A 25,612-nucleotide genomic window follows, 5' to 3' on the forward strand; every position below is an offset into this window, starting at 1 on the left:
ACGTCTATTTTTTTTGGATGGCGAGGACGAATGGCGGACTATTTCGCTGATTGATAAAGCCATATTGCAAAACTTGATAATTTTCTTGCGGCAAGTTCTGTACATAACTCAGCACATGTTCTTTTTCGATTTTGCCTTCTGGATGTCCGTGATAGACGACTAAAATCAGCAGGCCGTCTTTTTCAAGTTGGGGCAGCATCGCGCGAAGGGAGGCAATCGTCGACTCGGGCCGCGTCGTGATGGTCTTGTCACCGCCGGGCAGGTAGCCGAGATTGAAGATGCCTGCTTTGAAAGTGGTGGAGACGTAGCGGCTGAAATCGGCATGGCTCGCATGGATCAGGCTGACCTGGCTCCGTTCACCCGCTTGATCGAGCCGCTCCCGTGTGCTTTCTAATGCGGCCTCCTGAATGTCGAAGCCGTACACGTGACCGGTGGGGCCGACTAGGCGTGCCAGCAGCAGGGTATCATGGCCATTGCCGCATGTCCCGTCGATGACCGTATCACCAGCTTGGACGGTTTCTTGCAAGAGCGCGTGACAAAATGGCAGAATTTTTTGAAGCGGCATCAGTTGAGGCCTTCTTTCTGGTAGAGGCGTCCTTGATAGCTATTTCGGCGTACAAGTTCCGCATCGATGGCATTCAAGACTTCAAATTTGTTGAGGCTCCAGATTGGGCCGATCAAATCGCTCGCCCCGCCGTCTCCGGTGATCCGCTGAATGACCATTTCAGGCGGTAGGATTTCCAGCTGATCGCAGACAAGATTCACATAATCGTCCTGCGTCAGGAACTTTAGATCGCCGCGTTTGTAATCCTCAACCATTGGCGTTCCGCGCAAGAGATGCAATAGGTGGATTTTGATGCCTTCTGCGCCGCTTTCCACCACTCTCCGCGCCGTTTCGAGCATCATTTCAGGGGTTTCTTTCGGCAGTCCGTTGATGATATGTGTGCAGACACGAATGCCGCGATCATGCAACTTGCCGATGCCTTCCAAGTAGCAGTCGTAATCATGGGCGCGGTTGATCATCCGGCCGGTCGCATCGTGTGCCGTTTGAAGCCCCAGTTCCATCCATAAATAGGTCCGGTCGTTCAGTTCAGCCAAATAATCGACCACATCGTCTGGCAGGCAATCTGGCCGGGTAGCGATCGACAGGCCGACGACATTTTCTTCGTTTAAGACGGTTTCAAATTTTTCCCGAAGTTCATTTACAGGGGCATGGGTATTGGTAAACGCTTGAAAATAAGCGATATATTTGCCATTTTTCCATTTGTGATGCATTTTATCTTTGATTTCGGTAAATTGTTTGGTTAAATCATCTGCACGATTTCCAGCAAAGTCACCGGATCCTGCTGCGCTGCAAAAGGTACAGCCGCCATGTGCCACGGTGCCATCACGATTCGGGCAGTCAAAGCCGCCGTCCAGTGCGATTTTAAATGTTTTTTCGCCAAACTGTTCTCTTAAGCAGTAATTCCATGTATGGTAGCGTTTATTGTCGCTTGCATAAGGGAACGGATTAATCAGCTTTTCTTTTTTCATCATTGTTTGATCAACTCCTGAACATAGTGTACCATAATTTTTGGCGGACGGTGAGGGAAGTTTGACGAGAAACGGCATTTTTGATATGATGAAAAAAGCTTTAATTTGGTAAAGTGATAATAAGTTGAAGGGGTTCGTTGACAGATGACAACAAAACAGAAAAAAATGGGTTATTTAGTCCTGACCAGTCTGGTTGTAGGAAATATGATTGGTTCGGGGATTTTTATGTTACCGCGTCAAATGGCGGAAGTGGCAAGTCCGCTGGCGATTTTGCTTGCCTGGTCTTTAACGGGTCTCGGAGTTTTAATGATCGCACTCGTGTTCGGCAATCTGGCGGTGAAAAAGCCGGAACTGACAAGCGGGGCGCAAAGTCACGCCTATGCGCTGTTCAAAAATCAAAAGGCGAAAAACATGGCGGGATTTATTGCCGTTTGGAGCTACTGGGTGGCCAACTGGGCAGGGAATGTCTCGATTATTACATCTTTTGCGGGCTATTTGTCGGTATTCTTTCCGGTTTTAAATAGTGACCGTGTGCTTTTTCAAGCTGGCGGCTACACATTACGTGAAGGGCAATTGCTGACGTTTCTTGTCTGCTCGGCGTTACTTTGGGGTGTGGCGCTCATTATTTCAAAAGGGGTCAGTGGAGCAGGGAAAATCAATTTAATTGCGACGGCAGCCAAGGTAATCGGCTTTTTCCTCTTTATCGTTGTGGCGGTGTTTGCGTTTCAATCTGCGACGATGGGTGAATTTTATCACCCGGTTATGGATGCCAGCGGTCTTGAAAACGGTCTGCTCAGTCAGGTGAACCAGGCGGCGATCGTCACTTTATGGGCATTTATTGGGATTGAATCGGCGATGATGTTTGCTGGGCGAGCGAAGTCAGGGCGGACGATCCAACTCGCGACTGTCACAGGCTTAGGCATCTCGGTGCTACTTTATATTGCGATTTCCGTTTTAACACTCGGACTCATTCCGAAAAGCCACTTGCTGGGCAGTGCGAGTCCGCTTGCTGATGCGCTGGATTCAGTGATTGGTTCAGGTGGCTCGGCAGTGATGGCCCTCTTGGCGCTGGTCTGTCTGTTCGGTTCGGCGGTCGGCTGGGTGATGATGAGTGCAGAGGCACCACATCAGGCGGCGAAAACGGGACTGTTTTTACCTTATTTGAAAAAGACAAATAAAAACGGAACGCCCATCCGCTCGCTTGTTTTGACGTGTCTGGCTTCTCAAATTTTTATCTTGTCGACTTTATCTGGAAATATTGCTTTTGCTTATGACTTTGTGGTAAAAGTTTCAACACTAGCCTTCCTTGTGCAGTATTTCATTTCACCTGTTTATCAATTGAAATTAACAGTGACGGGAGAAAGTTACCAAAATGATCGAATGAGTAAACGTATTTTGGACGGTGTGATTGCGGTTCTTGCTATCTGCTATTCTAGCTGGATTATTAAAAGCGGGACGGAGGACTTGACGGTCTTTCTTCTAAGTGTTGGTTTATTCCTGCTAGGGTTTGTGCTTTATCCGTTTATGCGAAAAAAAGCGGACTGATCGCCCCCTTGCCAAAGCGTTCGAAATCGGCTACAATAGAGCTATTCAATAAGAGATGGCTATGAAGAGGAGTAGTAATTCGTACGTTTTGGTCGAGAGAGTCAGCGGTTGGTGCGAGCTGAACCGAAGCAGGATGAACTTGCCTTAGAGCTAGGGCTTGCCCCGTTTTCCGCGTTAAGGATCAAAAGAAGTAGAGTGGTAAACACTAATTTGGGTGGTACCGCGGGAGGCAAGTCTCTCGTCCCATGGCAATTTTTTGCTGTGAGGACGGAGACTTTTTTTGTAGCCGATTTTTTAAGAGAAGGGAATAGAGACGATGACATTCAATCACAAAACAGTAGAGCCAAAATGGCAACAATACTGGGATGAGCACAAAACATTCAAAACGACAACAGATAAAAATAAGGAGAATTTTTATGCGCTGGACATGTTTCCATATCCATCAGGCGCGGGGCTGCATGTGGGACACCCGGAAGGTTACACCGCGACTGATATTTTGTCACGGATGAAACGGATGCAGGGGAAAAATGTCTTGCACCCAATCGGCTGGGACGCTTTTGGACTTCCGGCAGAGCAATATGCAATTGATACGGGGAATGATCCGGAAGAATTTACAGCACTCAATATTGCCAATTTTACCCGTCAAATCAAGTCACTTGGTTTTTCCTATGACTGGGACCGGGAAATCAATACGACAGATCCGAGCTACTACAAATGGACTCAGTGGATCTTTGAAAAACTTTATGAAAAAGGGCTGGCTTATGAAGCGGAAGTAGCGGTCAACTGGTGCCCGGCGCTTGGAACGGTGCTTGCAAATGAAGAAGTTATTGATGGCAAGAGCGAACGTGGCGGCTTCCCCGTTTTCCGCAAACCGATGCGCCAATGGATGCTGAAAATCACGGCCTATGCAGAGCGACTTTTGCAGGATCTGGATCTCGTTGATTGGCCGGAAAATATCAAAGACATGCAGCGCAACTGGATTGGGAAATCGGTAGGTGCTGAAGTGATTTTTCAAGTGGCAGATACAGAGGAAAGTTTCCGCGTGTTCACCACTCGTCCTGATACGCTTTTTGGCTCAACCTATACGGTACTGGCGCCTGAACATGAGCTGGTCGACAAGATTACGACACCAGCGCAAAAAGCAGCAGTCGATGCCTACAAAAAAGAAGTGGAAAGAAAAAGTGAACTCGAACGGACCGATTTGTCGAAAGAAAAAACAGGGGTTTTCACAGGGGCCTATGCTATCAACCCGGCGAATAATGAAAAAGTGCCTGTTTGGATTGCCGACTATGTGCTGATTCAATATGGAACAGGAGCTATCATGGCCGTGCCAGCGCATGACGAACGCGACTATGAATTTGCAAAACAATTTGATCTGAAAATCCAACCGGTTCTTGAAGGTGGGGATATTGAGACGGCAGCCTTTACGGAAGATGGTCCACATATCAACTCAAGCTTTTTGAACGGTCTGAATAAAGAAGAGGCTATTGAGAAAATGTGTGCTTGGCTGGAGGAGCAAGGCCACGGAGAACATAAAGTCAGCTACCGTTTGCGCGACTGGCTATTCAGCAGACAGCGCTACTGGGGCGAACCAATTCCAGTTATCCACTGGGAAGATGGCGAAACAACACTTGTTCCGGAAGAGGAGTTGCCGCTTCTTTTGCCGAAAGCGACAGAGATCAAGCCTTCTGGTACAGGGGAATCACCGCTAGCCAATTTGGAAGAGTGGGTAAATGTGGTCGATGAAAATGGCCGCAAAGGACGCCGCGAAACGAATACAATGCCGCAATGGGCTGGCTCCAGCTGGTACTTCCTGCGCTATATTGATCCAGACAACAATGAGCAGCTGGCCGATCCAGAAAAATTGGCAGACTGGCTACCTGTCGATGTTTATATTGGCGGTGCGGAACATGCGGTTCTGCATTTGCTCTATGCTCGTTTCTGGCATAAATTCCTTTATGATATTGGTGTTGTGCCAACCAAAGAGCCTTTCCAAAAACTGTTCAACCAAGGGATGATTCTTGGCGAAAACAATGAAAAAATGTCGAAATCCCGCGGCAATGTTGTCAATCCAGATGATGTTGTGGAAAAATATGGTGCGGATACACTTCGGTTGTATGAAATGTTTATGGGACCACTGGAAGCTTCCATTTCGTGGAGTGAAAATGGGCTAGAAGGAGCGCGCAAGTTCTTGGACCGCGTATGGCGCTTGTTTGTTCAAGAAGACGGCTCGCTAGGCGTGAAAATTGTTGCCGAAAATGACGGCTCGCTTGAAAAGGCCTATCATCAAATGGTGAAAGATGTGACCAATCATTATGAGGATTTGCGTTTTAATACAGGGATTTCCGCGCTGATGATTTTCATCAATGAAGCGTATAAAGCAACGACTGTTCCAACCGAGTATGCAGAAGGCTTTGTGAAACTTCTAGCGCCGATTGCTCCACACGTGGCAGAAGAGCTTTGGGAAAAATTGGGCCACACAGAAACGATCAGCTATGCCGCTTGGCCAACATATGACGAAGCAAAATTGGTTGAAGATGAAGTGGAAATCGTCCTTCAAGTGAATGGCAAACTGAAAGCAAAGGCTGTCATCGCCAAATCACTGACTAAAGAAGAGATGGAACAATTCGCCAAAGAGCACGATAAGATGAAAGAAGCACTAGAGGGCAAAACAATCCGCAAAGTCATTGCCGTTCCTGGAAAACTAGTCAATATCGTGGTCAACTAATCGAAGCTAAAGGAGCAAAAAAATCATGAACCAAACAGCCGAAGACATTGCAATGCGATTATCCGCAGAAGACAGAGCCTGCTTTCTGGCCTCTAAAAAACCGATTTTACATTTTACCCTTCAGGAAAAGAAAGAGTTGCCGCTTGCTTCCAGTAAAGTAGGTGGGTTCGGTTATTTGCCAAAAAGTTTTGTTTATCCATCTGATAGCGAAACAGGCGAACCGTTGTCGCTACTTGCCCAAATTAATTTTCAGGAAATGCCGCATTTGACTGGCTTTCCTGAAAAGGGCTTGCTGGCCTTTTATATCAACTACTATGACGACTTGAATGGCTGGGATAGCAACAAGCCGACTAGGCAACGCGGTTTCCGTGTGCTGTATTTTGAAGACACACAAGCGGTTTCGTATACAGAAGCAGAACAAGCCGCTGTTTTTTCAAACTTTGGAAGTGAACCTGAATATCCAGTCGTATACGGAGAAATGCAGCTTTCTGGACAACTGGTAGAGCAGTATCTAGTTGATCGGAATACGCAATTTGATGCCAGTTACAAGGAGCAGGCGACGTGTGTGCTACTAGGTGAGCTGGACGAAAAGGAAATCAAGCAGGTTTTCGGTATGGGCTCGCACTGTGGCGGCTATCCATTTTTCACGCAGTATGATCCGCGTTATACGAACGACTTGAAAGTGTACGATCAATTACTTTTTCAGCTTGACTCGATTATTTTCAAAGGCATTGAGGCAGAAGTCATGTGGGGCGACATGGGCGTCGGCAACTTTTTCATTAAACCAGAAGATCTGGCTGCTCGGAAATTTGATGACGTGCTCTTTTCTTGGGATTGCTGCTAATTATGCAAGGCGCATAAACCTTTGAAGATTTTTCGTGTTAAACTTCTTACTATCTTGTAAAAAGGAGTTTGAATGAAAATGAATGAGACGGTCACAAAACGAACAACGGAAAAAGTACTCGGGATACTTGGTGGGACATTTGGCATCATTGCCGGGATATTTGCCATCTTTATGGGAAGCTTGGGAGATGCGTTTCAAGCAGATGGCACCGGCGCGATGTATGGTCTAGGCTTTGGCTGCATTATCGCTTCCTTTTTGGCAATTATTTTCAGCTGCCTGATCAATAAAAATCGTGTCGTCATGGGGATTCTCTTATTAATCTGTGGCGTGCTGAACTTTGTGTTTGTCAGCATGTTTGGGATCCTGAGCGGTTTATTGATCTTGATTAGTGGTATTTTAGCTTTGGTACGTAAATAAGATGAGGGGCCGGTCGCTTTTGATCGGCTCTTTATTTTGCGGAAACGGTCTTGCTTTTGCATGCGAATTATGATACACTAAAAAACGGTGTTGAATCACACACGCAAAGGGACTTTTAGAAGGGTGCTTCCTTGTGAAGTCTTTTAATTGGCAGAACTTTGCGGAGGGCGAGAAATCGCAAAAATAAAACCATAGGAGGGAATAACATGCCTGTTATTTCAATGAAACAATTGCTAGAAGCTGGTGTACATTTTGGTCACCAAACACGCCGCTGGAACCCTAAAATGAAGAAATATATCTTCACAGAAAGAAACGGCATCTACATTATCGACCTACAAAAAACAGTGAAAAAAGTTGACGAAGCTTACAATTTCATGCGTGAAGTTGCAGCTGACGGCGGCACAATCCTTTTCGTAGGTACGAAAAAACAAGCACAAGAATCTGTAAAAGATGAAGCGATTCGTTCTGGTCAATATTTCGTTAACCATCGTTGGTTGGGCGGAACACTTACGAACTTTGAAACCATCCAAAAACGGATCAAACACTTGAAAAAAATCGAAAAAATGGAAGAAGACGGTACTTTTGAAGTTCTTCCTAAAAAAGAAGTTGTCCTTCTTAAAAAAGAAAAAGAAAAATTGGAACGCTTCCTAGGCGGTATTAAAGATATGAAAGGTCTTCCTGATGCACTATTCATCGTTGACCCTCGTAAAGAACGTATTGCTGTTGCTGAAGCGCGCAAATTAAATATTCCAATCATCGGCATTGTTGATACAAACTGTGATCCGGATGAAATCGACTATGTAATCCCTGCAAATGATGATGCAATCCGTGCTGTGAAATTGCTTACGGCGAAAATGGCAGATGCAATCATCGAAGTAAATCAAGGTGCAGAAGAAGAAGTTGTTGAAGCGCCTGTAGCAGAAGAAGCTGCTGAAGCGAACGAAACAACTGAAGCATAAGTTTGACCAAACGCAAGGTGATAAGGAGAAAAACTTATCACCTTTTTTGAAAAGTAAGTAATGGAGGGAATATAAATGGCAAATATTACAGCTCAAATGGTAAAAGAATTACGTGAAAAAACTGGCGCTGGTATGATGGACTGCAAACGTGCGCTTGTTGAAACAGAAGGCGACATGGAAAAAGCGGTAGACCTTCTTCGTGAAAAAGGAATTGCAAAAGCTGCGAAAAAAGCAGACCGTATTGCTTCTGAAGGTATGACACATGTAGTCAGCAATGACAAACATGCGGTTGTGCTTGAAGTGAATGCAGAAACTGACTTCGTAGCAAAAAATGACAACTTCCAAGCGCTTGTTGAAAAATTAGCACAGCATTTGCTTGCCGTTCGTCCAGCAAGTCTTGAAGATGCGCTTAAAACGGAAATCGAAAGCGGCGTAACTGTACAAGATTACATTACAGAAGCGATTACAAAAATCGGTGAAAACATTTCACTTCGTCGTTTCGACATTACTGAAAAAGGCGACAACTGTGCTTTTGGTGAATACATCCACATGAACGGCCGTATCGGTGTTGTCACTCTTCTTGAAGGCACAACAGATGCAGCGGTGGCTAAAGATATCGCGATGCATATCGCAGCGATCAATCCTAAATACATCTCTCGTGAAGATGTGAATCCAGAAGAAATCGCACATGAAAAAGAAGTATTGACACAACAAGCGCTAAACGAAGGCAAACCAGCAAAAATCGTTGAAAAAATGGTAGAAGGCCGCTTGTCGAAATGGTTGAGCGAAATTTCCCTTCTTGACCAATCGTTCGTTAAAAATCCAGATATCACTGTTGGGGAATATGCAAAACAAAACGGCGCAACAGTAGCTTCATTTGTCCGTTTTGAAGTTGGCGAAGGTCTTGAAAAGAAAGAAGACAACTTTGTTGAAGAAGTTATGAGCCAAGTGAAAAAAGATCAATAATCTTTAAGCGTTAAAACGACTGTTTCTCTGTTTTTACAGAGGACGGTCGTTTTTTTTTATGGAAGGAGATAGCGATATGAGATTGGCTGTATTATTTGCACTAGATCGACAAGAGGTGCAGGAAATAGAGAAGCTTCCGATTGAAGAAAGATGGGCATTTATAACAGAAGAAATAGAAGAAACGTATTTTGGCAATAAAGAACGTTGCTTGGAACTGGCTAAAGCGTGGGAAGGGCTTCATTTTGTTCTGGGTGAGGGCGTGTGGGAAGAAGAGACACTGTCTCCGGCTATATGCACTGTTTTTGGCGGCGAATTTTTACTCGGCGCGGAAGAAGAAGCGGATGCCGTGATTACATTCAAAAACGTGCAGTTAACAGCCGAGATTGCTGAATATCTGAGTGGATTTCGAATGGAAGATCAGATTCGGCAATTTTATGGGAAGATTCCTTCCGAAGACTATTCAATGCAGAAAAGTGAAGACAACCAGCAGTATTTAATCGATTGGGCAGAGCGACTGCCAGCATTTTATCAAAAAGCTGCACAAAAAAAGCGGTCGGTCCTATTTACCGTGGCTTTTTAAATACAAAAACAGGATTTGCAAGGCCGTTTAGCTCGCGCGCGCAAATCCTGTTTTTTTGGCTAGTCTTTATACCAGTTCAATTGCCAGATGATGCCATATTTGTCCGCAAGGCTTGCATAAAGTGCACCCCAAAAAGTTTCTTGCAGTTCCATATGCACCTGACCGCCAATTTTCAGCTTTTCAAAGGCTGCGCGTAGTTCGGCTTCAGTAGCAAATTTGAATGCAATACTCACCTGATTTCCAGCTGAGAGAGGCTCACTGCTATCTAGAGGTGTATCTGAGAAATATAAAATTTCCTCGCCATTTTTGGCCAGACGTCCATGAATTAGCCGCTTGCCTTCTGCCGCATCACCCGAAAAATCTTCCGAGTCTTGGAAACGTTGTATTTGAGCTTCTGTGGCGCCGAATGCTTCTTTGTAAAAGGAAAGCGCTTCGTTTGCCTCGCCATCAAACAATAAATAGGGAACCGTTATAGCCATCTTTTTTCCTCCTTAAAAGAATGAATGAGTTATATTCATACCCGTTTTTAGTCGAACATATCCGTGAGCATATCGCCGAGCCGCTCAGTAAAGCTGTAATTCCCCGCTAAATGCGTGGAGACCTGTTCGGCAGTTTGTAGTCTGTCTGTGATAATGGCATCTACATCTGCCCGCATATAGCGGCTGATCGTCTCTTCTGTGTTGGGCGTCCAGACAAATAGGTCCATGCCTTTTTGATGAGCCTGCTCGAGTAAGCGGTCACTATAGGAGAATTCTTCGATCACAAGGAAATTTGCCTGTGTATCGACTAGATCGCCGATATTAAAGGGTACAATATAGCCAACTTTAAAGGGGACCTTTTTAGCAATCAGACCATTTACGACATTTTTGTCGAGAGACTGCACCATATAATCGTTTTCAACATGATGTTTTTTTAGCACCTCGACAAAACGGTCCAACATATCGGGGGACTCTTTGCCGTGCGGTTTGATCTCAATCAAGAGACGCAGCTGATTTTCTTTTGCTACTTCGATATAGGCATCCAGTGAAGGGATTTTGGCAGAGTGGCCGTCAGCTGAAACAGTAAGCTGTGTTAATTCCGCCAAGGTCATATCAGATACATTTTTATTGATTCCAGCTAGTCGACGCAGATTAAAATCATGCATGACGACGAATTGCTTATCCTTGGTCTGTTGGACGTCCATTTCAATATATGCTGGGTGATAGGGCTTGGCAGCTACAAGGGCGGGAATGGTATTTTCCACACCTTTTGCGACATACCCACGATGGGCAATAATTTGCGTATGAGGCGTATACGTGACTTCATACATATAAAGAATATTGGCGCCCGCGAAAAAAACAAAGCCCAGTGTAGCAATCGTGACTACAGTTTTGCGAAATTTTTTCTGAGAAATGCGTTTGTGCTTGGGTCGTTCCGGGATCTCTATACCGCTTCCTTGTAGCCAAATTGCTGTCACCAGCTGGGCGAATAAGACCGTTGAAAGCCCGATAAAAGCAAATAATACACCTTCAGCCACCGTCAAGCTGAGTCCGGCTACAAATGGTGCGCTGCTTTGAAAAAAAGTATCAGCAATGACTGTGGGTAGCAGGCAGATAAAAGTGGCTATTAGCGTGCAGAGTGACAGGAGAAACGTTAATAAGGCAATACTTAGCAGCGCCCGGAAAAATTGACGACGCATCACCCGGAAGCTTTCGGCCATCGCTTGAAAAATCGTTCGTTCTTCCCGGTTGACAAAAATCGGCATTGTTAAAAGAAAGAACAGATTTAAAATAAAAATAACCGCGAGTACGCCATAATAGAGAAGCTGTCCCCGGGTACTTTTCAAAAGTTCTTCTGTGATGAAATTCGGCAGCTGGATATTGTCACTGATGTTATTGCTGAGAAGGTGTCCGGCGAGCGGAATGATCAGAATAAAATAGAGGAGAAAAAGAAGCAGCTGGAAACTAAAGAGGTATTTGGCTTTATGTATGAGCTGGCGCACGAAAGATTTCCAAGTGAAAAAAAGCTGCATTTGGTGATGATAGGTCAGGAAAAAAATGGTCGTGTATTCGATGTAAATGATGATGAGTAGAAATAGAAGGGTGAGCAGTAAAAATAAAACGCTGAGCGGCTCCTTGAGAATCTGCCAAAAGTTGCTGTTCGTGAGACTTGAAAGGCCGGCAAACCGCAGTGTGTAGCGGAACAAAAACGTCAAGGTTGGCAGACAGACGAGCAGAAACAATCCTTGGATGAACAGAATGATTTTTAAATAATCACGCAAAAAATAACGTGTGTAAAAAAAGCTTTGGCTGAGTGGCCAGCCGATCTTGGCGTTTTTCATAGAAACGTGCTCCTTTTAAAATGCTCTTTTGATTATATACCCTTTTAGCACTATCTAAAAGCTGAGCGGCCAGAAATTTTCCTTTTTGCATAAAAAAGCTTTTTTAATTAGCGCTTTTCTAGTAGAATAGAAAATGGTGGATAAAGATTTCGTTTCTTTTATCACGAAAAAGAATCAATATTGGAGGTTATTATGGATACCCCAGAATATAAACGAGTAGTCCTTAAATTAAGTGGTGAAGCATTAGCGGGAAATGATGGTTTCGGTATTAATCCGAGCGTTGTCAATTCAATCTCCCGGCAAATCAAAGAAGTGGTAGAACTTGGCGTTGAGGTGGCCGTGGTAGTTGGCGGCGGTAATATCTGGCGTGGCAAACTTGGCAGTGAAATGGGAATGGATCGGGCGGCAGCCGATTATATGGGCATGCTTGCAACCGTCATGAATTCTCTTTCTTTGCAGGATGCATTAGAAAACATTGGTGTAGCAACGCGTGTGCAAACGTCGATTGATATGCGCCAAATCGCAGAGCCTTACATTCGACGCAAAGCCATTCGTCATCTTGAAAAGGGGCGCGTAGTCATTTTTGCCGGCGGTACAGGGAATCCGTATTTCTCGACAGATACGACAGCAGCACTTCGGGCGGCAGAAATTGAAGCAGATGTCATCTTGATGGCTAAAAACAATGTGGATGGCGTTTATAATGCCGATCCAAAAATTGATGAAACAGCCGTTAAATATGATGAACTATCTTATCTAGACGTCATTAAGGAAGGCCTTCAAGTCATGGATTCAACAGCTTCCTCGTTAAGTATGGATAACGATATTCCGCTTATCGTCTTTAGCTTTGAAGAACAAGAAAATAATATCAAACGCGTCATTCTTGGCGAAAAAATTGGAACGACAGTTAGGGGGAACAAATAATGAGTAAAGAAGTCTTACAAAAATCAAAAGAAAAAATGCAAAAAGCGGAACAAGCGCTTAGTCGCGAGTTAGGTACGATTCGTGCGGGCCGTGCGAATGCCTCACTGCTCGATCGAGTGACGGTGGATTACTACGGTGCACCAACGCCTATCAATCAACTTGCTTCGATTACTGTACCAGAAGCACGTCTACTTATGATCACACCATTCGATAAAACCATCTTAGAAGATATTGAAAAAGCCATTTTCAAGGCGGATTTAGGCCTTTCACCAAATAATGACGGTTCTGTGATTCGTTTGGCGATTCCAGCACTTACAGAAGAACGTCGGAAAGAACTTGTAAAAGAAGTGAAAAAAGAAGCGGAAGAAGCAAAAGTAGCCATCCGCAACGTTCGTCGTGATGCCAACGATGAACTGAAAAAACTGGAAAAAGCAGGGGACATCACAGAAGACGATCTTCGTTCTTACGGAGAAGATGTCCAAAAATTAACTGATGACAGCATCAAGGAAATCGACCAAATTGCCAAAAGTAAAGAAGCGGAAATTATGGAAGTCTAGATTTTCCAATAGGTGTACTTTTAGTTGAAAAAGCATTCCTTTTATTTCTCTTTATAAAGGGAGAGGGATGCTTTTTGTATTTCTATACAGAAGCCCCGTACAAGATGAAGCAGTTTTTCTCATGAAAATTTCATCTTCCACATGAAACTTTTAGTACATTAATAAAAGATTTTTTGTTATTATAAATTTAGATATGTGCAGGGAAGACGCATTTCTATTGGAGGATTTATGATGTTTAAAAAGTTATTTGGACAAGATGAAAATCTGATAAATGGTGAACTCTCACCGGAAATCCCGCTTCCAAAGCATGTGGCCGTGATTATGGACGGCAATGGCCGATGGGCGAAAAAGCGTTTCTTACCGCGTATTGCTGGGCATAAAGAGGGCATGAATGTGGTGAAAAAAATCACCCGTTATGCAAGCTCGCTTGGCATCCAGGTACTAACGTTGTATGCATTTTCAACAGAAAACTGGAAGCGCCCGACGGATGAAGTGGACTTTTTGATGAAGCTTCCGGTGGAGTTTTTTGATACATTTGTGCCGGAATTGATTGAGGAAAATGTGCGAGTGAATGTGATGGGCTATCGTGATAATTTGCCCCCGCATACACTGCGATCTGTGGAAAAAGCAATTGCAGACACGGCACATTGTACGGGTCTTGTTCTCAATTTTGCGCTGAATTATGGCGGACGGGCGGAAATCCTGTCGGCAACAAGAGAAGCGATTCGTGCTCTTGAAGCAGCCGGAAAAAAGGCTGACGAAATTACAGAACAAGATATTGATCAGCATTTGATGAGTGCTGGACTAGGTGACCCCGATCTTTTGATTCGGACAAGTGGTGAGCTGCGGCTGAGTAATTTTATGCTGTGGCAGCTGGCGTACAGTGAATTCTATTTTACAGATACGCACTGGCCGGATTTTTCAGAAGAGGATTTTCTACTGGCAATGATTGACTATCAAAACCGGTCGCGCCGCTTCGGGGGCTTATAACAGGGGAGGACTTTTAGGTGAAAACAAGGATAATAACAGCAATCGTCGCACTCATCGTTTTCCTGCCGTTTGTGATTTACGGCGGTATTCCGTTTGAATTAATGAGTATTTTACTCGCAACGATTGCGCTTTACGAAATTTTACAAATGACCAAGCAGCCGATTTTTTCAGTCAATGGGATCGTGACGGTACTGTTGACTTGGCTGATTGTGGTGCCGGATCGCTATCTGGACTTTTTGACGGACTTTGGGCTGAACAAAATGGAGCTCATTTTTGTTGGCGTGGCACTGCTACTTGCCTATACGGTTTTTTCACGGAACAAGTTTCACTTTGATCAGGCGGGGATTGCCGTGCTTTCCTCGATTTATGTGGGACTAGGTTTTCATTATCTGGCGGATACGCGGAATGCTGGACTGGCGTTTGTCATCTTCGCCTTATTGATCGTTTGGTCGACAGATACGGGGGCCTATTTTATCGGACGTGCCATTGGCAAGCATAAACTCGCGCCGCATGTCAGCCCGAACAAGACGGTTGAAGGATTTATCGGTGGGATCGTTTGTGCACTTGTGATTGCAGGCGGTTTCTACTATTTCGCAGATCTACCCGGCAACTTGGCACTTATTTTCTTTGCACTGATTATTTTATCGATTTTTGGCCAGCTGGGCGATTTGGTAGAGTCAGCATTGAAGCGGTTCTATGGCGTAAAAGATTCCGGAAAGATCTTACCCGGTCATGGCGGTATTCTAGATCGTTTTGACAGCTTACTTTTCGTGCTGCCATTATTACATATACTTCAAATTATCTAGATGGAGATGTGAAAATGAAAAAAATTATTTTGCTAGGCGCGACCGGCTCAATTGGAACACAAACGCTTGAAGTTGTTCGAGAACATGGGGAACATTTCGAGATTGCTGCCCTGTCTTTCGGTCGGAATATCCAGCTCGGTGAAAAAATTATACGGGAATTCAAACCGAAAAGAGTCAGCGTTCTGAGCAGACGGGATGCTGAAAAGTTGCGTGACGAATTTCCAGAAATCCAAATTTTCCATGGCTTAGACGGGCTTCGGGAAATTGCCCAAACAGAAAATGGCGAGCTGGTTTTAAATGCCGTGACTGGCAGTGTAGGATTGCTGCCTACGCTTGATGCGATTCGGGCGGGTAAAACGATTGCGCTTGCCAATAAAGAAACACTCGTGACAGCCGGACACCTCGTCATGGCTGAAGCGAAGAAGTATCAGGTGGATATTCTTCCAGTTGACAGTGAGCATTCAGCTATTTTCCAAGCGCTCAACGGGGAGAAGCGTTCAGAGGTCGACAAGTTGATTATTACAGCGAGTGGCGGTAGCTTCCGTGATAAGACGCGGGAAGAATTGAAAAATGTCACAGTGGCCGAGGCGCTTTCACATCCTAACTGGAACATGGGCAACAAGCTGACGATTGATTCGGCGACGATGTTCAACAAGGGGCTAGAGGTCATTGAGGCGCACTGGTTGTACGGAATGCCCTATGAAGATATTGAAGTCGTGTTGCACCGGGAAAGTGTGGTGCATTCGATGGTTGCCTATGTGGACGGCAGTGTCATTGCACAACTTGGCATGCCAGATATGCGTATCCCTATCCAATATGCTTTGACGTATCCGGATCGCTTGCCACTTCATTTTAATGAACCGTTTGATATCACGCGTTACGGCGCGCTTCATTTTGAAAAAATTGATTTTGAGCGATTCAAGGCATTGAAATTAGCTTACAACGCTGGTAAAATAGGGGGCACAATGCCGACCGTTTTAAATGCAGCGAATGAGATCGCGGTGGCGGGCTTTTTGAATGGACAAGTGGCCTTTCATAATATTGAAGCGCTGGTTGAAAATGCCCTGAACCGACATGATGTGATCGAAGCGCCGTCGCTTGATACAATTTTAGAGGTTGACAAAACAACGAGAGCATATGTAAAAACACTTTTATAGAGGTGAATCTATTTGACAACGATTATCGCGTTTGTTTTTGTCTTTGGTTTGATTGTCTTTTTCCACGAATTCGGGCACTTTCTTTTTGCGAAGAAATCCGGCATTCTTGTGAAAGATTTTTCGATTGGGTTTGGACCAAAGATTTTCGCTTACCGCAAGAAAGAAACTCAATATACGATTCGTCTTTTGCCAATCGGCGGTTTTGTCCGTATGGCAGGAGAGGATGGCGAGGAAATTTCACTCAAACCGGGTTTCCGGGTTGGTCTGGAACTTTCGCCGGATGAAAAAGTCAAAAAAATCATCGTAAACGGCAAGGATCAATATGTCAATGCGCAACCGATCGAAGTTGCAGAGGCGGATCTTGAAAAGGAGCTCTATATTGAGGGCTTTGAAGATTATGATGAAACAAAGAAAGTGCGTTATGAAGTAGCGAGAGACTGTATGGTCATTGATGGCAAAATCGAAACGCTGATCACGCCTTATGATCGTTCATTCGGTGCCAAATCGCTGGGCAAGCGGGCAATGACGATTTTTGCAGGACCGCTGTTTAACTTTGTCTTGGCAATTCTTATCTTTACTGTTTTAGCCTTTGCGCAGGGTAGTGTGCCAATTGATGATAGTCAGATCGGGAAAGTGATGGATGACAGTCCTGCACAGGCAGCCGGTCTGAAAGAAGGGGACAAAGTACTGTCGATTGATGGCAAGAGCATGGATTCTTGGACGGACATCGTGAATACCGTTTCGGCAAGTCCGGGCAAAACGTTGGACTTTAAAATTGATCGAGACGGCAAAACGCAAGATATTCAAGTAAAACCAGATACGGAAAAGCAAGACGGCGAGAAAGTCGGGAAAATCGGTGTTGCCCAACCAACAACGGATTCCTTCTTGACGAAAATTACCTATGGATTTACACAGACGTGGTTCTGGATTGTCCAGATGTTCACTATTTTGGGGAACATGATTACGGGCGGATTTTCACTGGACATGCTGGCTGGCCCGGTCGGGATTTATACGAGTACCGAACAGGTTGTCAGCTACGGCTTCCTTACTTTGTTGAACTGGACAGCCGTATTAAGTATCAACTTGGGTATCGTCAACTTGCTACCACTTCCGGCGCTGGACGGGGGACGTTTGATGTTCTTCGGCTATGAGCTGGTTCGCGGCAAACCAGTCGATCCGAAAAAAGAAGGGATTATTCATTTCATTGGTTTTGCGCTGTTGATGGTTCTGATGATCTTAGTGACCTGGAACGATATTCAACGAGCCTTTTTCTAACAGGAACAGTCGGACGGTAGTCACTACCGTCCGTTTTTAGGGGAAATGGAGTTTAAAAAAAATTAGGGAGTGTTTTTAGATGCGTCAGTCAATGACCTTTATTCCAACATTGAAAGAAGTACCTGCAGATGCAGAAGTGAGAAGTCACCAGCTTTTACTTCGCGCAGGATTTATTCGGCAGACAGCGAGTGGTGTCTATAGTTATTTGCCACTTGCCAAACGTACACTGCAGCATATTGAACAGATCGTTCGGGAGGAAATGGATGCCATTGGAGCGGCAGAAGTGCTTTTACCAGCCTTGCAGCCAGCTGAATTATGGCAGGAATCTGGAAGATGGGCTGATTATGGCCCTGAATTAATGCGGCTTCAAGATCGCAGTGCGCGTGACTTTGCGCTTGGACCAACTCACGAGGAAGTAATCACATCGCTTGTTCGCGACGAAATCAAATCCTATAAACGTCTGCCACTGACCATGTATCAGATTCAAACGAAATTCCGCGATGAGAAGCGTCCGCGTTTTGGCTTGCTTCGTGGTCGTGAGTTTATTATGAAGGATGCCTATTCTTTCCATGCGACAAAAGAAAGCCTGGATGAAGTCTACCAACTTATGCATCAGGCATATAGCAATATTTTCACTCGGTGCGGACTGGATTTCCGTTCTGTTGTAGCAGACAGTTGTTCGATCGGTGGGAAAGAAACCAGAGAATTTATGGTGCTGTCGGATATTGGAGAAGATACCATTGCGTATAGTGATGCTTCCGATTATGCCGCCAATGTTGAAATGGCTCCGGTGCTTTACATGCAAAAAAATTCACTCGAGCATCCGAACGAGTTGGAAAAAATCGAAACGCCCGATCAAAAAACGATTGAAGCGATTGTTGATTTTCTTCAAGTGCCTATTGAAAAAACCATCAAATCGATGCTTTATCAAGTGGACGACGAGCTTATCATGGTACTTGTTCGCGGAGATCATGAAGTCAATGAGATCAAAATCAAGAATGCCCTTGATGCAGTCAACGTGGAATTGGCCGATCCGGCGATAGCGGCGGAACAAATGGGCGCCAATTTTGGTTCACTCGGGCCTGTCGGAATTCCAGAAGGCATGCGTGTTTTTGCAGATAATGCCGTTCAGGATATTGTGAATGCCGTGACTGGAGCGAATGAAGACGGCTATCATTATTTGAATGTGAATGCTGAGCGCGATTATCAGGTCGATCATTATTTTGACTTGCGGATGATTCAAGAGGGAGACCTTTCGCCAGATGGCCAAGGTGTCATCAAATTTGCTGAAGGAATTGAAGTGGGGCATATCTTCAAACTGGGTACGAAATACAGTGAAGCCATGAATGCCACTTTCCTTGATGAAAACGGTCGTGCACAGCCGATCATTATGGGTTGCTACGGAATCGGTGTTTCGCGGATTCTATCGGCGATTGCTGAGCAGAAGAGTGATGAAAACGGTTTGGTGTTTGATAAAGGCATCAGTCCGTACGATCTGCATTTGATTCCGGTCAATATGAAAAATGATGAACAGCGTGCTTTCGGGGAAACTTTATATGAATCACTTCAAGCTGCGGGCTATTCGGTACTCATGGATGACCGAGACGAGCGTGCCGGTGTCAAATTTGCCGATGCGGATCTGATTGGTTTGCCAATCCGAATTACTGTTGGAAAAAAAGCGGCGGAAGAGATCGTGGAAGTGAAAATCCGTAAAACAGGTGAAATGATTGAAGTGCGGCAAGATGAGCTTTTGAATACTCTGCCAATTCTTTTTGGCGAAAGCTGATTTTTTCGTGTAAAATAGATAGGAACAGAAAAAGTACCTTTGCTTTGCCTGGGTACTTTTTCAAATGGAAGGGGTGACAGAGATTGAGCGCTTCAAATGAAGAAAAACAAGAACGTTTTAAGCTGCTACTCGAGCAGATCGGACTAAGTGGGATGACACAATTTGCCGACTTTACCGAACATACGATGATTCAAAAACTCGTTGCCGATAAAGCGAATAAGATTTGGCAATTTCATTTAGAAACATCGCAGATTTTTCCTGCTGAACTTTTTCAAATGATTGAAACAGGGATGCAGCGGGCTTTTTCGGAGATTGCCCAAACTGAACTGATTATTTCGCCGCGTGAAGCCCGTTTATCGGAAGAGCTGCTGCAGGCATACTGGAATAGGATTATTGAACCGATTTTTAAGTCCTCGCCAATGATTGGGCAAGTTTTGATGGAGCAGAAACCGGTTTTAGAGGATCCGCATTTTTTAACAATCAATGTGCATAACGAAATGGAGCAGACAAAAATTGCGCAAAGTTTCCAAACACCGATTTTAGAAAGTTATCAGGCAAAGGGATTTCCACGGCTAGCGATGCGAATGAAAATTTTGGATCCTTCTGAAACCGATGCCTACAAAGCTTTTGCAGAAGCTAAACAGAAAGAAGATCAGGAAAAGGCACAGCAAGCGGTTCAAGTCATGCAAAAACGGCAGATGGAGGCTGCAAACGGCGATGTCCAAGCAGCACCTTTAGACGGACCTTTCCAAATCGGCTATCGTATCAAGGACGATGAAGAAGTGAAACGGTTAGGCGATATTTATGACGAGGAGCGCCGTATTACCGTGCAGGGCTATATTTTTGCAACAGAGATTCGGGAGCTGCGTAGCGGTCGAAGTTTGCTGCAATTTAAAATTACAGACTACACGAGTTCCATGATTATTAAAATGTTTTCGCGTGACAATGATGATGCCGCCATGTTCCAAAACCTGAAAAAAGGCATGTGGGTTAAAGTGCGCGGCAGTGTTCAAAATGATACGTTTGTACGGGATTTGATCATGATGGCGCAGGATATTAATGAGATCCAACCAGTTGTGCGTAAAGATACAGCTGAAGAAAAACGGGTCGAACTGCATCTTCATACGCAAATGAGTCAAATGGATGCCACCAATTCGATCAGTGATCTGGTGAAGCAGGCGGCTGATTGGGGACATCCGGCGATCGCACTGACAGACCATTCGGTGGCTCAGTCCTTCCCGGAAGCCTATGCAGCCGGCCAGAAGAACGGTGTCAAAATTATTTACGGAATTGAGGCCAATCTGATTGATGATGGCGTTCCAATCGCCTATAATGACCGGCCAATCGGGCTGGAAGATGCGACCTATGTGGTATTCGACGTGGAAACCACCGGGCTGTCGGCCGTTTATGATACGATCATCGAGCTGGCGGGTGTCAAAATGGTGAATGGGGAAGTCGTGGACAAATTTGAAGCCTTTATTGATCCGGGTCATCCACTTTCAGCCACTACAATTAATTTGACCGGGATTACAGATGATATGGTAAAAGGCTCCGATCCGATTGAAGTCGTTTTGCAGAATTTTAAAGACTGGGCAGGAGATGGCATTTTAGTGGCCCACAATGCTTCTTTTGATATGGGCTTTATCAATACAGCATTCAGCAAGGTGGGCATTCCGGAAGCCGACAATGCGGTCATTGATACACTCGAGCTAGCGCGGTTCTTATATCCGCACTTTAAAAATCACCGTTTGAATACGCTGACCAAGAAGTTCAATATTATTCTAGAACAGCATCACCGGGCGATTTTTGATGCAGAAGCGACAGCCTATCTTGCTTGGAAGCTCATCAAGGATGCCAAAGAAATGCATCAAATCGACATGCACGACCGTTTGAATGATTATATGGGGGAAGGGGATGCCTATAAGCGTGCCCGGCCGTTCCACGCGACCATCTATGCCAAAACAGCGGATGGACTTAAAAATCTTTTCAAACTGATTACCATGTCAAATATTGATTATTTTTACCGAGTGCCAAGAATTCCGCGCTCTCAGCTGAAAAAACTGCGTGAGGGACTGATCATCGGGACAGCTTGTAGCAGCGGTGAACTTTTTGAAGCGATGATGCAAAAAGGCATGCAGGAAGCAGAACGTGTAGCGGGCTTTTATGATTTTATTGAAGTACAACCCAAACCCGTCTATGCACCGCTGATCGAACGGGAGCTTGTTCGTGATAACAAGGCGCTGGAAGAAATTATCAAAAATATCGTCAAAGTTGGCGAAAAAACCGGCAAGCCAGTTGTGGCAACCGGCAACGTGCATTATAAAGATCCAAATGATAAGATTTACCGCAAGATCCTGATTCATTCAATGGGTGGGGCCAATCCGCTAAACCGGACGGAGCTACCAGATGTGCATTTCCGGACAACGAATGAAATGCTCGATGAATTTTCTTTCCTTGGCAAGGAAAAAGCACATGAGATCGTGGTGACCAATGCGAATTTGGTTGCTGACTGGATAGAAGAGCTGAAGCCGATTAAGGACGAGCTTTATACGCCGAAGATCGAAGGGGCGGAAGAGGAAGTCCGCAATATGAGTTATGAAATGGCGCACAAGCTGTATGGAGAGGAATTGCCAGAAATCGTGGAAGCACGGCTTGAAAAAGAACTGAAAAGTATCATCGGACATGGTTTTGCCGTGATCTACCTCATTTCTCATAAGCTCGTTAAAAAATCATTGAATGACGGCTACTTGGTTGGTTCGCGGGGATCAGTCGGTTCCTCTTTTGTTGCGACCATGACAGAGATCACCGAAGTCAACCCACTTCCGCCACATTACTTGTGTCCAAAATGTAAGCACTCGGAGTTCTTCAATGATGGTTCCATTGGTTCCGGTTTTGACCTCGAGGATAAAGAGTGCCCGCACTGTGGGACTCCGCTCAAAAAAGAAGGGCAGGATATTCCATTTGAAACGTTCCTAGGTTTCAAAGGAGACAAGGTACCCGATATCGATCTGAACTTTTCCGGTGACTATCAGCCAGTTGCCCATGCCTATACAAAAGAGATTTTCGGTGAAGATTACGTCTATCGTGCTGGAACCATCGGAACCGTTGCAGAAAAAACGGCCTTTGGTTATGTCCGGAATTACGAACGCGATATGAATATGAACATCCGCGGTGCTGAAATTGATCGGCTTGTGGCAGGTTGTACGGGTGTCAAACGGACAACTGGGCAGCACCCAGGCGGGATTATTGTTATTCCAGATTATATGGATGTATATGATTTCACCCCCGTCCAATTTCCAGCAGATGCAACGGACTCTGAATGGAAAACGACTCACTTTGACTTTCACTCGATCCATGATAATGTCCTCAAATTAGATATACTTGGACACGATGATCCGACCGCGATTCGGATGCTGCAAGATTTGAGCGGAATTGATCCTAAAACGATTCCAACCGATGATGAAGGTGTCATGAGTTTGTTCGGTTCAACAGAGGCGCTGGGTGTGAAACCAGCAGACATTGATTCAAAAACCGGCACGCTCGGCATTCCAGAATTCGGGACACGTTTTGTTCGTCAAATGCTGGAACAGACAAAACCGACCACGTTCTCTGAGCTGGTGCAAATTTCTGGACTTTCACACGGGACGGATGTTTGGCTGGGAAATGCAGAGGAACTGATCAAAAATAACATTTGTGAGCTGCCAGATGTTATTGGCTGTCGGGATGATATCATGGTATTCCTGATCTATCAAGGTCTCGACAGTTCGCTAGCCTTTAAAATCATGGAATCTGTTCGGAAAGGGAAAGGTCTGACGGAAGAAATGGAAGAAGCGATGATTGCCAACAAGGTGCCCAATTGGTACATCGATTCTTGTAAAAAAATCAAGTACATGTTCCCGAAAGCCCATGCGGCTGCTTACGTACTGATGGCCGTGCGGATTGCGTACTTCAAAGTCCATCATCCGCTTTATTTCTATGCGACGTACTTTTCCGTTCGTGCGGATGATTTCGATTTGACGGCGATGGTCAACGGTCGCGAAGCCGTAAAAGCAGTCATGAAAGAGATCAATGATAAAGGACTGGAAGCTTCCACCAAAGAAAAAAACCTTTTGACCGTGCTGGAACTGGCAAATGAAATGCTTGCCCGCGGCTTCAAATTCCAAAAAGTCGACCTGTATAAATCAAAAGCAGATGAATTTGTGATTGAAGATGATTCACTGATTCCGCCGTTTAATGCGATCCCATCCCTTGGAACCAACGTCGCGAAGCAAATCGTGGCAGCACGCGAAGATGGCGAGTTTCTCTCCAAAGAGGATCTGCAGCAGCGCGGAAAAGTATCCAAGACGATTATTCAGTATATGGATGATCAAGGTTGCCTTGACGGATTGCCTGATCAAAATCAGCTGTCACTTTTCTAGAAACCGCCTAATTTGCTTAATTTCAGAGTTTGTGATAGAATAATTAAAGTAATACTACGATAACTCAGCCAAGAGTGGGCAATTGCCCACTCTTTCGTTTTGCAACAAGCAACTAACTGGCAGAGCGTATCTTTTAAGGAGGCTCTAATGAGTAAAGTTCTAGAACAAGTGGAAGCCATCGTATTGCCGATTACTGAGGAACTCGGCTTTGAGCTTGTCGATACGGCTTTCGAAAAAGAAGGAAAAAACTGGTTCCTGCGTATTTTTATCGATAAAGAAGGCGGGATTGATATCGATGAATGTGCACTTGTAAGCGAGAAAGTCAGCGAAAAAATGGATGAATCTGATCCGATCACACAGAATTACTTTTTAGAAGTGTCTTCACCAGGTGCTGAACGGCCGCTAAAAAAAGAAGCCGACTTTGAGAATGCAACCGGCAAGTATATTCATGTCACAAGTTTCGCGCCGATCGATGGTCGTAAAATGTGGGAAGGCACACTGCTCGCCTATGACGGCACAACGCTTTCCGTCGAAATCACGGATAAAACCAGAAAAATCACTTGCCAAATCCCGAAAGACAAAGTAGCAAAAGCAAGACTTGCCATTAAATTTTAGCAAAATTGAATAAGGAGTGAATCAAAATGAGCACAGAACTACTCGATGCTCTGCATGTATTAGAACACGATAAAGGAATTTCACGCGATGTGATTATTGAAGCGATTGAAGCGGCACTTGTTTCTGCTTATAAACGCAATTTCAACCAAGCGCAAAATGTGCGTGTCGATTTAAATCTTGAAAATGGCTCAATGCGCGTTTTAGCCCGTAAAGATGTCGTGGATCAGGTTTTTGACTCGCGTCTTGAAATTTCACTTGAAGAAGCACATAAAATCAATCCAGTCTACAAAGTGGGTGACATCGTCGAGCTGGAAGTAACGCCAAAAGACTTTGGCCGAATTGCCGCTCAAACAGCGAAGCAAGTCGTCACACAACGCGTGCGTGAAGCGGAACGCGGCATCATTTATGACGAGTTTATCGATCGTGAAGATGATATCATGACAGGGATCGTGGAACGTCAGGATTCTCGTTTCATCTATGTCAACTTGGGCAAAATCGAAGCGATTCTTTCTCAAAATGAGCAAATGCCAAATGAGTCTTATCACGCTCATGACCGGATCAAGGTCTATTTGACAAAAGTCGAAAAAACGACAAAAGGTCCGCAAATTTTCGTGTCCCGTACTCACCCAGGACTGCTTAAACGCCTGTTTGAAATGGAAGTACCGGAAATCTATGAAGGAATCGTGGAAATCAAGTCTGTGGCACGTGAAGCAGGCGATCGTTCGAAGATTTCTGTTTACACGTCGAATCCAGAAGTAGATCCAGTAGGGGCATGTGTAGGTCCAAAAGGTGCCCGTGTCCAAACGATTGTCAACGAACTAAAAGGCGAAAAAATTGATATTGTGGAATGGTCTGAAGATCCGTATACATTTGTAGCGAATGCGCTCAGCCCATCCAAAGTACTTGATGTCATTGTAAATCCGGAAGAACAGGCAACGACAGTCGTCGTACCAGACTACCAATTGTCGCTTGCCATCGGTAAACGCGGCCAGAACGCTCGTCTAGCGGCCAAATTAACCGGCTGGAAGATCGACATTAAGAGTGAAACGGTGGCGCGCGAAATGGGCATTTTCCCACGCGATGAACAAGCCATTGCGGACAGCGCCGCTTTTGTTCCTAAATCAGAAGAAGACGAAGTGGAAATCGCGGCCGAAGAAGTAGTGGTCGAAGAAATCCAACATGAAGAAGAATGAAG

21 protein-coding genes and 1 other annotated feature are annotated in these 25,612 nt (G+C 44.9%); of the genes, 17 read left to right on the top strand and 4 right to left on the bottom strand.

What is annotated here, in order from left to right; all coding sequences use genetic code 11:
• Positions 1–4: 4 nt before the first annotated feature.
• Both mnmM and mnmL read right to left on the bottom strand, forming a co-directional pair.
• A complete protein-coding gene (gene mnmM, locus CS921_RS00215; RefSeq protein ID WP_099220932.1) occupies positions 5–565 on the bottom strand; it encodes a tRNA 5-(aminomethyl)-2-thiouridylate-methyltransferase MnmM in 561 nt (186 codons plus the stop codon).
• On the bottom strand, positions 565–1,533 hold the full coding sequence (gene mnmL / locus CS921_RS00220; protein WP_099221486.1) for a tRNA modification radical SAM protein MnmL/YtqA: 969 nt from the start codon (positions 1,531–1,533) through the stop codon (positions 565–567). The genes mnmM and mnmL overlap by 1 nt, the downstream gene beginning before the upstream one ends.
• A gap of 144 nt (positions 1,534–1,677) precedes the next feature.
• Here mnmL and CS921_RS00225 point away from each other — a divergent pair, with 144 nt between their 5' ends.
• From CS921_RS00225 to CS921_RS00255, 7 genes are all read left to right on the top strand, one after another.
• Positions 1,678–3,078, top strand: coding sequence for an amino acid permease (locus tag CS921_RS00225; RefSeq protein ID WP_099220934.1), 1,401 nt, complete (start codon positions 1,678–1,680; stop codon positions 3,076–3,078).
• Between the two features lie 52 nt (positions 3,079–3,130).
• Positions 3,131–3,327 (top strand) — a binding site (T-box leader).
• Between the two features lie 67 nt (positions 3,328–3,394).
• On the top strand, positions 3,395–5,806 hold the full coding sequence (gene leuS, locus CS921_RS00230; protein ID WP_099220935.1) for a leucine--tRNA ligase: 2,412 nt from the start codon (positions 3,395–3,397) through the stop codon (positions 5,804–5,806).
• A 25-nt stretch (positions 5,807–5,831) separates the two neighbouring features.
• Positions 5,832–6,650 (top strand): YwqG family protein, encoded by an 819-nt coding sequence (locus CS921_RS00235; RefSeq protein WP_099220936.1) that lies wholly within the window; start codon positions 5,832–5,834, stop codon positions 6,648–6,650.
• Positions 6,651–6,722: 72 nt separating this feature from the next.
• Positions 6,723–7,067: a DUF4064 domain-containing protein gene (locus CS921_RS00240; protein WP_099220937.1), complete on the top strand. Its 345-nt coding sequence runs from the start codon at positions 6,723–6,725 to the stop codon at positions 7,065–7,067.
• A gap of 206 nt (positions 7,068–7,273) precedes the next feature.
• Positions 7,274–8,026, top strand: a complete 753-nt coding sequence (gene rpsB, locus CS921_RS00245) for a 30S ribosomal protein S2 (protein WP_099220938.1) — start codon at positions 7,274–7,276, stop codon at positions 8,024–8,026.
• A gap of 75 nt (positions 8,027–8,101) precedes the next feature.
• Positions 8,102–8,992: a translation elongation factor Ts gene (gene tsf, locus CS921_RS00250; protein ID WP_099220939.1), complete on the top strand. Its 891-nt coding sequence runs from the start codon at positions 8,102–8,104 to the stop codon at positions 8,990–8,992.
• 76 nt (positions 8,993–9,068) lie between these two features.
• Positions 9,069–9,572: a DUF1877 family protein gene (locus tag CS921_RS00255; protein WP_162921651.1), complete on the top strand. Its 504-nt coding sequence runs from the start codon at positions 9,069–9,071 to the stop codon at positions 9,570–9,572.
• Positions 9,573–9,631: 59 nt separating this feature from the next.
• Here the strand turns inward: CS921_RS00255 and CS921_RS00260 are convergent, their stop codons facing one another.
• A complete protein-coding gene (locus tag CS921_RS00260) occupies positions 9,632–10,051 on the bottom strand; it encodes a VOC family protein (RefSeq protein WP_099220941.1) in 420 nt (139 codons plus the stop codon).
• 47 nt (positions 10,052–10,098) lie between these two features.
• The gene (locus CS921_RS00265) at positions 10,099–11,892 is read right to left on the bottom strand and encodes a glycerophosphoryl diester phosphodiesterase membrane domain-containing protein (RefSeq protein ID WP_099220942.1); all 1,794 of its coding nucleotides are present in this window, start codon (positions 11,890–11,892) and stop codon (positions 10,099–10,101) included.
• Positions 11,893–12,084: 192 nt separating this feature from the next.
• On the opposite strand from CS921_RS00265, the gene pyrH reads away from it, so the two are divergent.
• The 10 genes from pyrH (at position 12,085) to nusA (ending at position 25,610) form a co-directional block, all read left to right on the top strand.
• Positions 12,085–12,813: a UMP kinase gene (gene pyrH, locus CS921_RS00270; protein ID WP_099220943.1), complete on the top strand. Its 729-nt coding sequence runs from the start codon at positions 12,085–12,087 to the stop codon at positions 12,811–12,813.
• Positions 12,813–13,370 carry a ribosome recycling factor gene (frr, locus tag CS921_RS00275; protein WP_099220944.1) on the top strand — a complete coding sequence of 186 codons (558 nt, stop codon included), beginning with the start codon at positions 12,813–12,815 and terminating at the stop codon, positions 13,368–13,370. The genes pyrH and frr overlap by 1 nt, the downstream gene beginning before the upstream one ends.
• Positions 13,371–13,601: 231 nt before the next feature.
• Positions 13,602–14,360, top strand: coding sequence for an isoprenyl transferase (locus CS921_RS00280; RefSeq protein WP_099220945.1), 759 nt, complete (start codon positions 13,602–13,604; stop codon positions 14,358–14,360).
• A 17-nt stretch (positions 14,361–14,377) separates the two neighbouring features.
• The gene (locus CS921_RS00285; protein WP_099220946.1) at positions 14,378–15,166 is read left to right on the top strand and encodes a phosphatidate cytidylyltransferase; all 789 of its coding nucleotides are present in this window, start codon (positions 14,378–14,380) and stop codon (positions 15,164–15,166) included.
• 14 nt (positions 15,167–15,180) lie between these two features.
• Positions 15,181–16,323: a 1-deoxy-D-xylulose-5-phosphate reductoisomerase gene (gene dxr / locus CS921_RS00290; protein WP_099220947.1), complete on the top strand. Its 1,143-nt coding sequence runs from the start codon at positions 15,181–15,183 to the stop codon at positions 16,321–16,323.
• Between the two features lie 12 nt (positions 16,324–16,335).
• Entirely contained in the window at positions 16,336–17,598 is a 1,263-nt protein-coding gene (rseP, locus tag CS921_RS00295) for an RIP metalloprotease RseP (protein WP_099220948.1), read from the top strand.
• 79 nt (positions 17,599–17,677) lie between these two features.
• On the top strand, positions 17,678–19,384 hold the full coding sequence (locus tag CS921_RS00300; protein WP_099220949.1) for a proline--tRNA ligase: 1,707 nt from the start codon (positions 17,678–17,680) through the stop codon (positions 19,382–19,384).
• An 83-nt stretch (positions 19,385–19,467) separates the two neighbouring features.
• Positions 19,468–23,802, top strand: coding sequence for a PolC-type DNA polymerase III (locus CS921_RS00305; RefSeq protein ID WP_099220950.1), 4,335 nt, complete (start codon positions 19,468–19,470; stop codon positions 23,800–23,802).
• A 147-nt stretch (positions 23,803–23,949) separates the two neighbouring features.
• Positions 23,950–24,417: a ribosome maturation factor RimP gene (gene rimP / locus CS921_RS00310; RefSeq protein ID WP_099220951.1), complete on the top strand. Its 468-nt coding sequence runs from the start codon at positions 23,950–23,952 to the stop codon at positions 24,415–24,417.
• Positions 24,418–24,443: 26 nt separating this feature from the next.
• Positions 24,444–25,610: a transcription termination factor NusA gene (gene nusA, locus CS921_RS00315; RefSeq protein ID WP_099220952.1), complete on the top strand. Its 1,167-nt coding sequence runs from the start codon at positions 24,444–24,446 to the stop codon at positions 25,608–25,610.
• Positions 25,611–25,612: the final 2 nt, after the last annotated feature.

The sequence above is a fragment of the Listeria costaricensis genome, assembly GCF_900183385.1.
In the GTDB taxonomy this organism is placed as follows: domain Bacteria; phylum Bacillota; class Bacilli; order Lactobacillales; family Listeriaceae; genus Listeria; species Listeria costaricensis.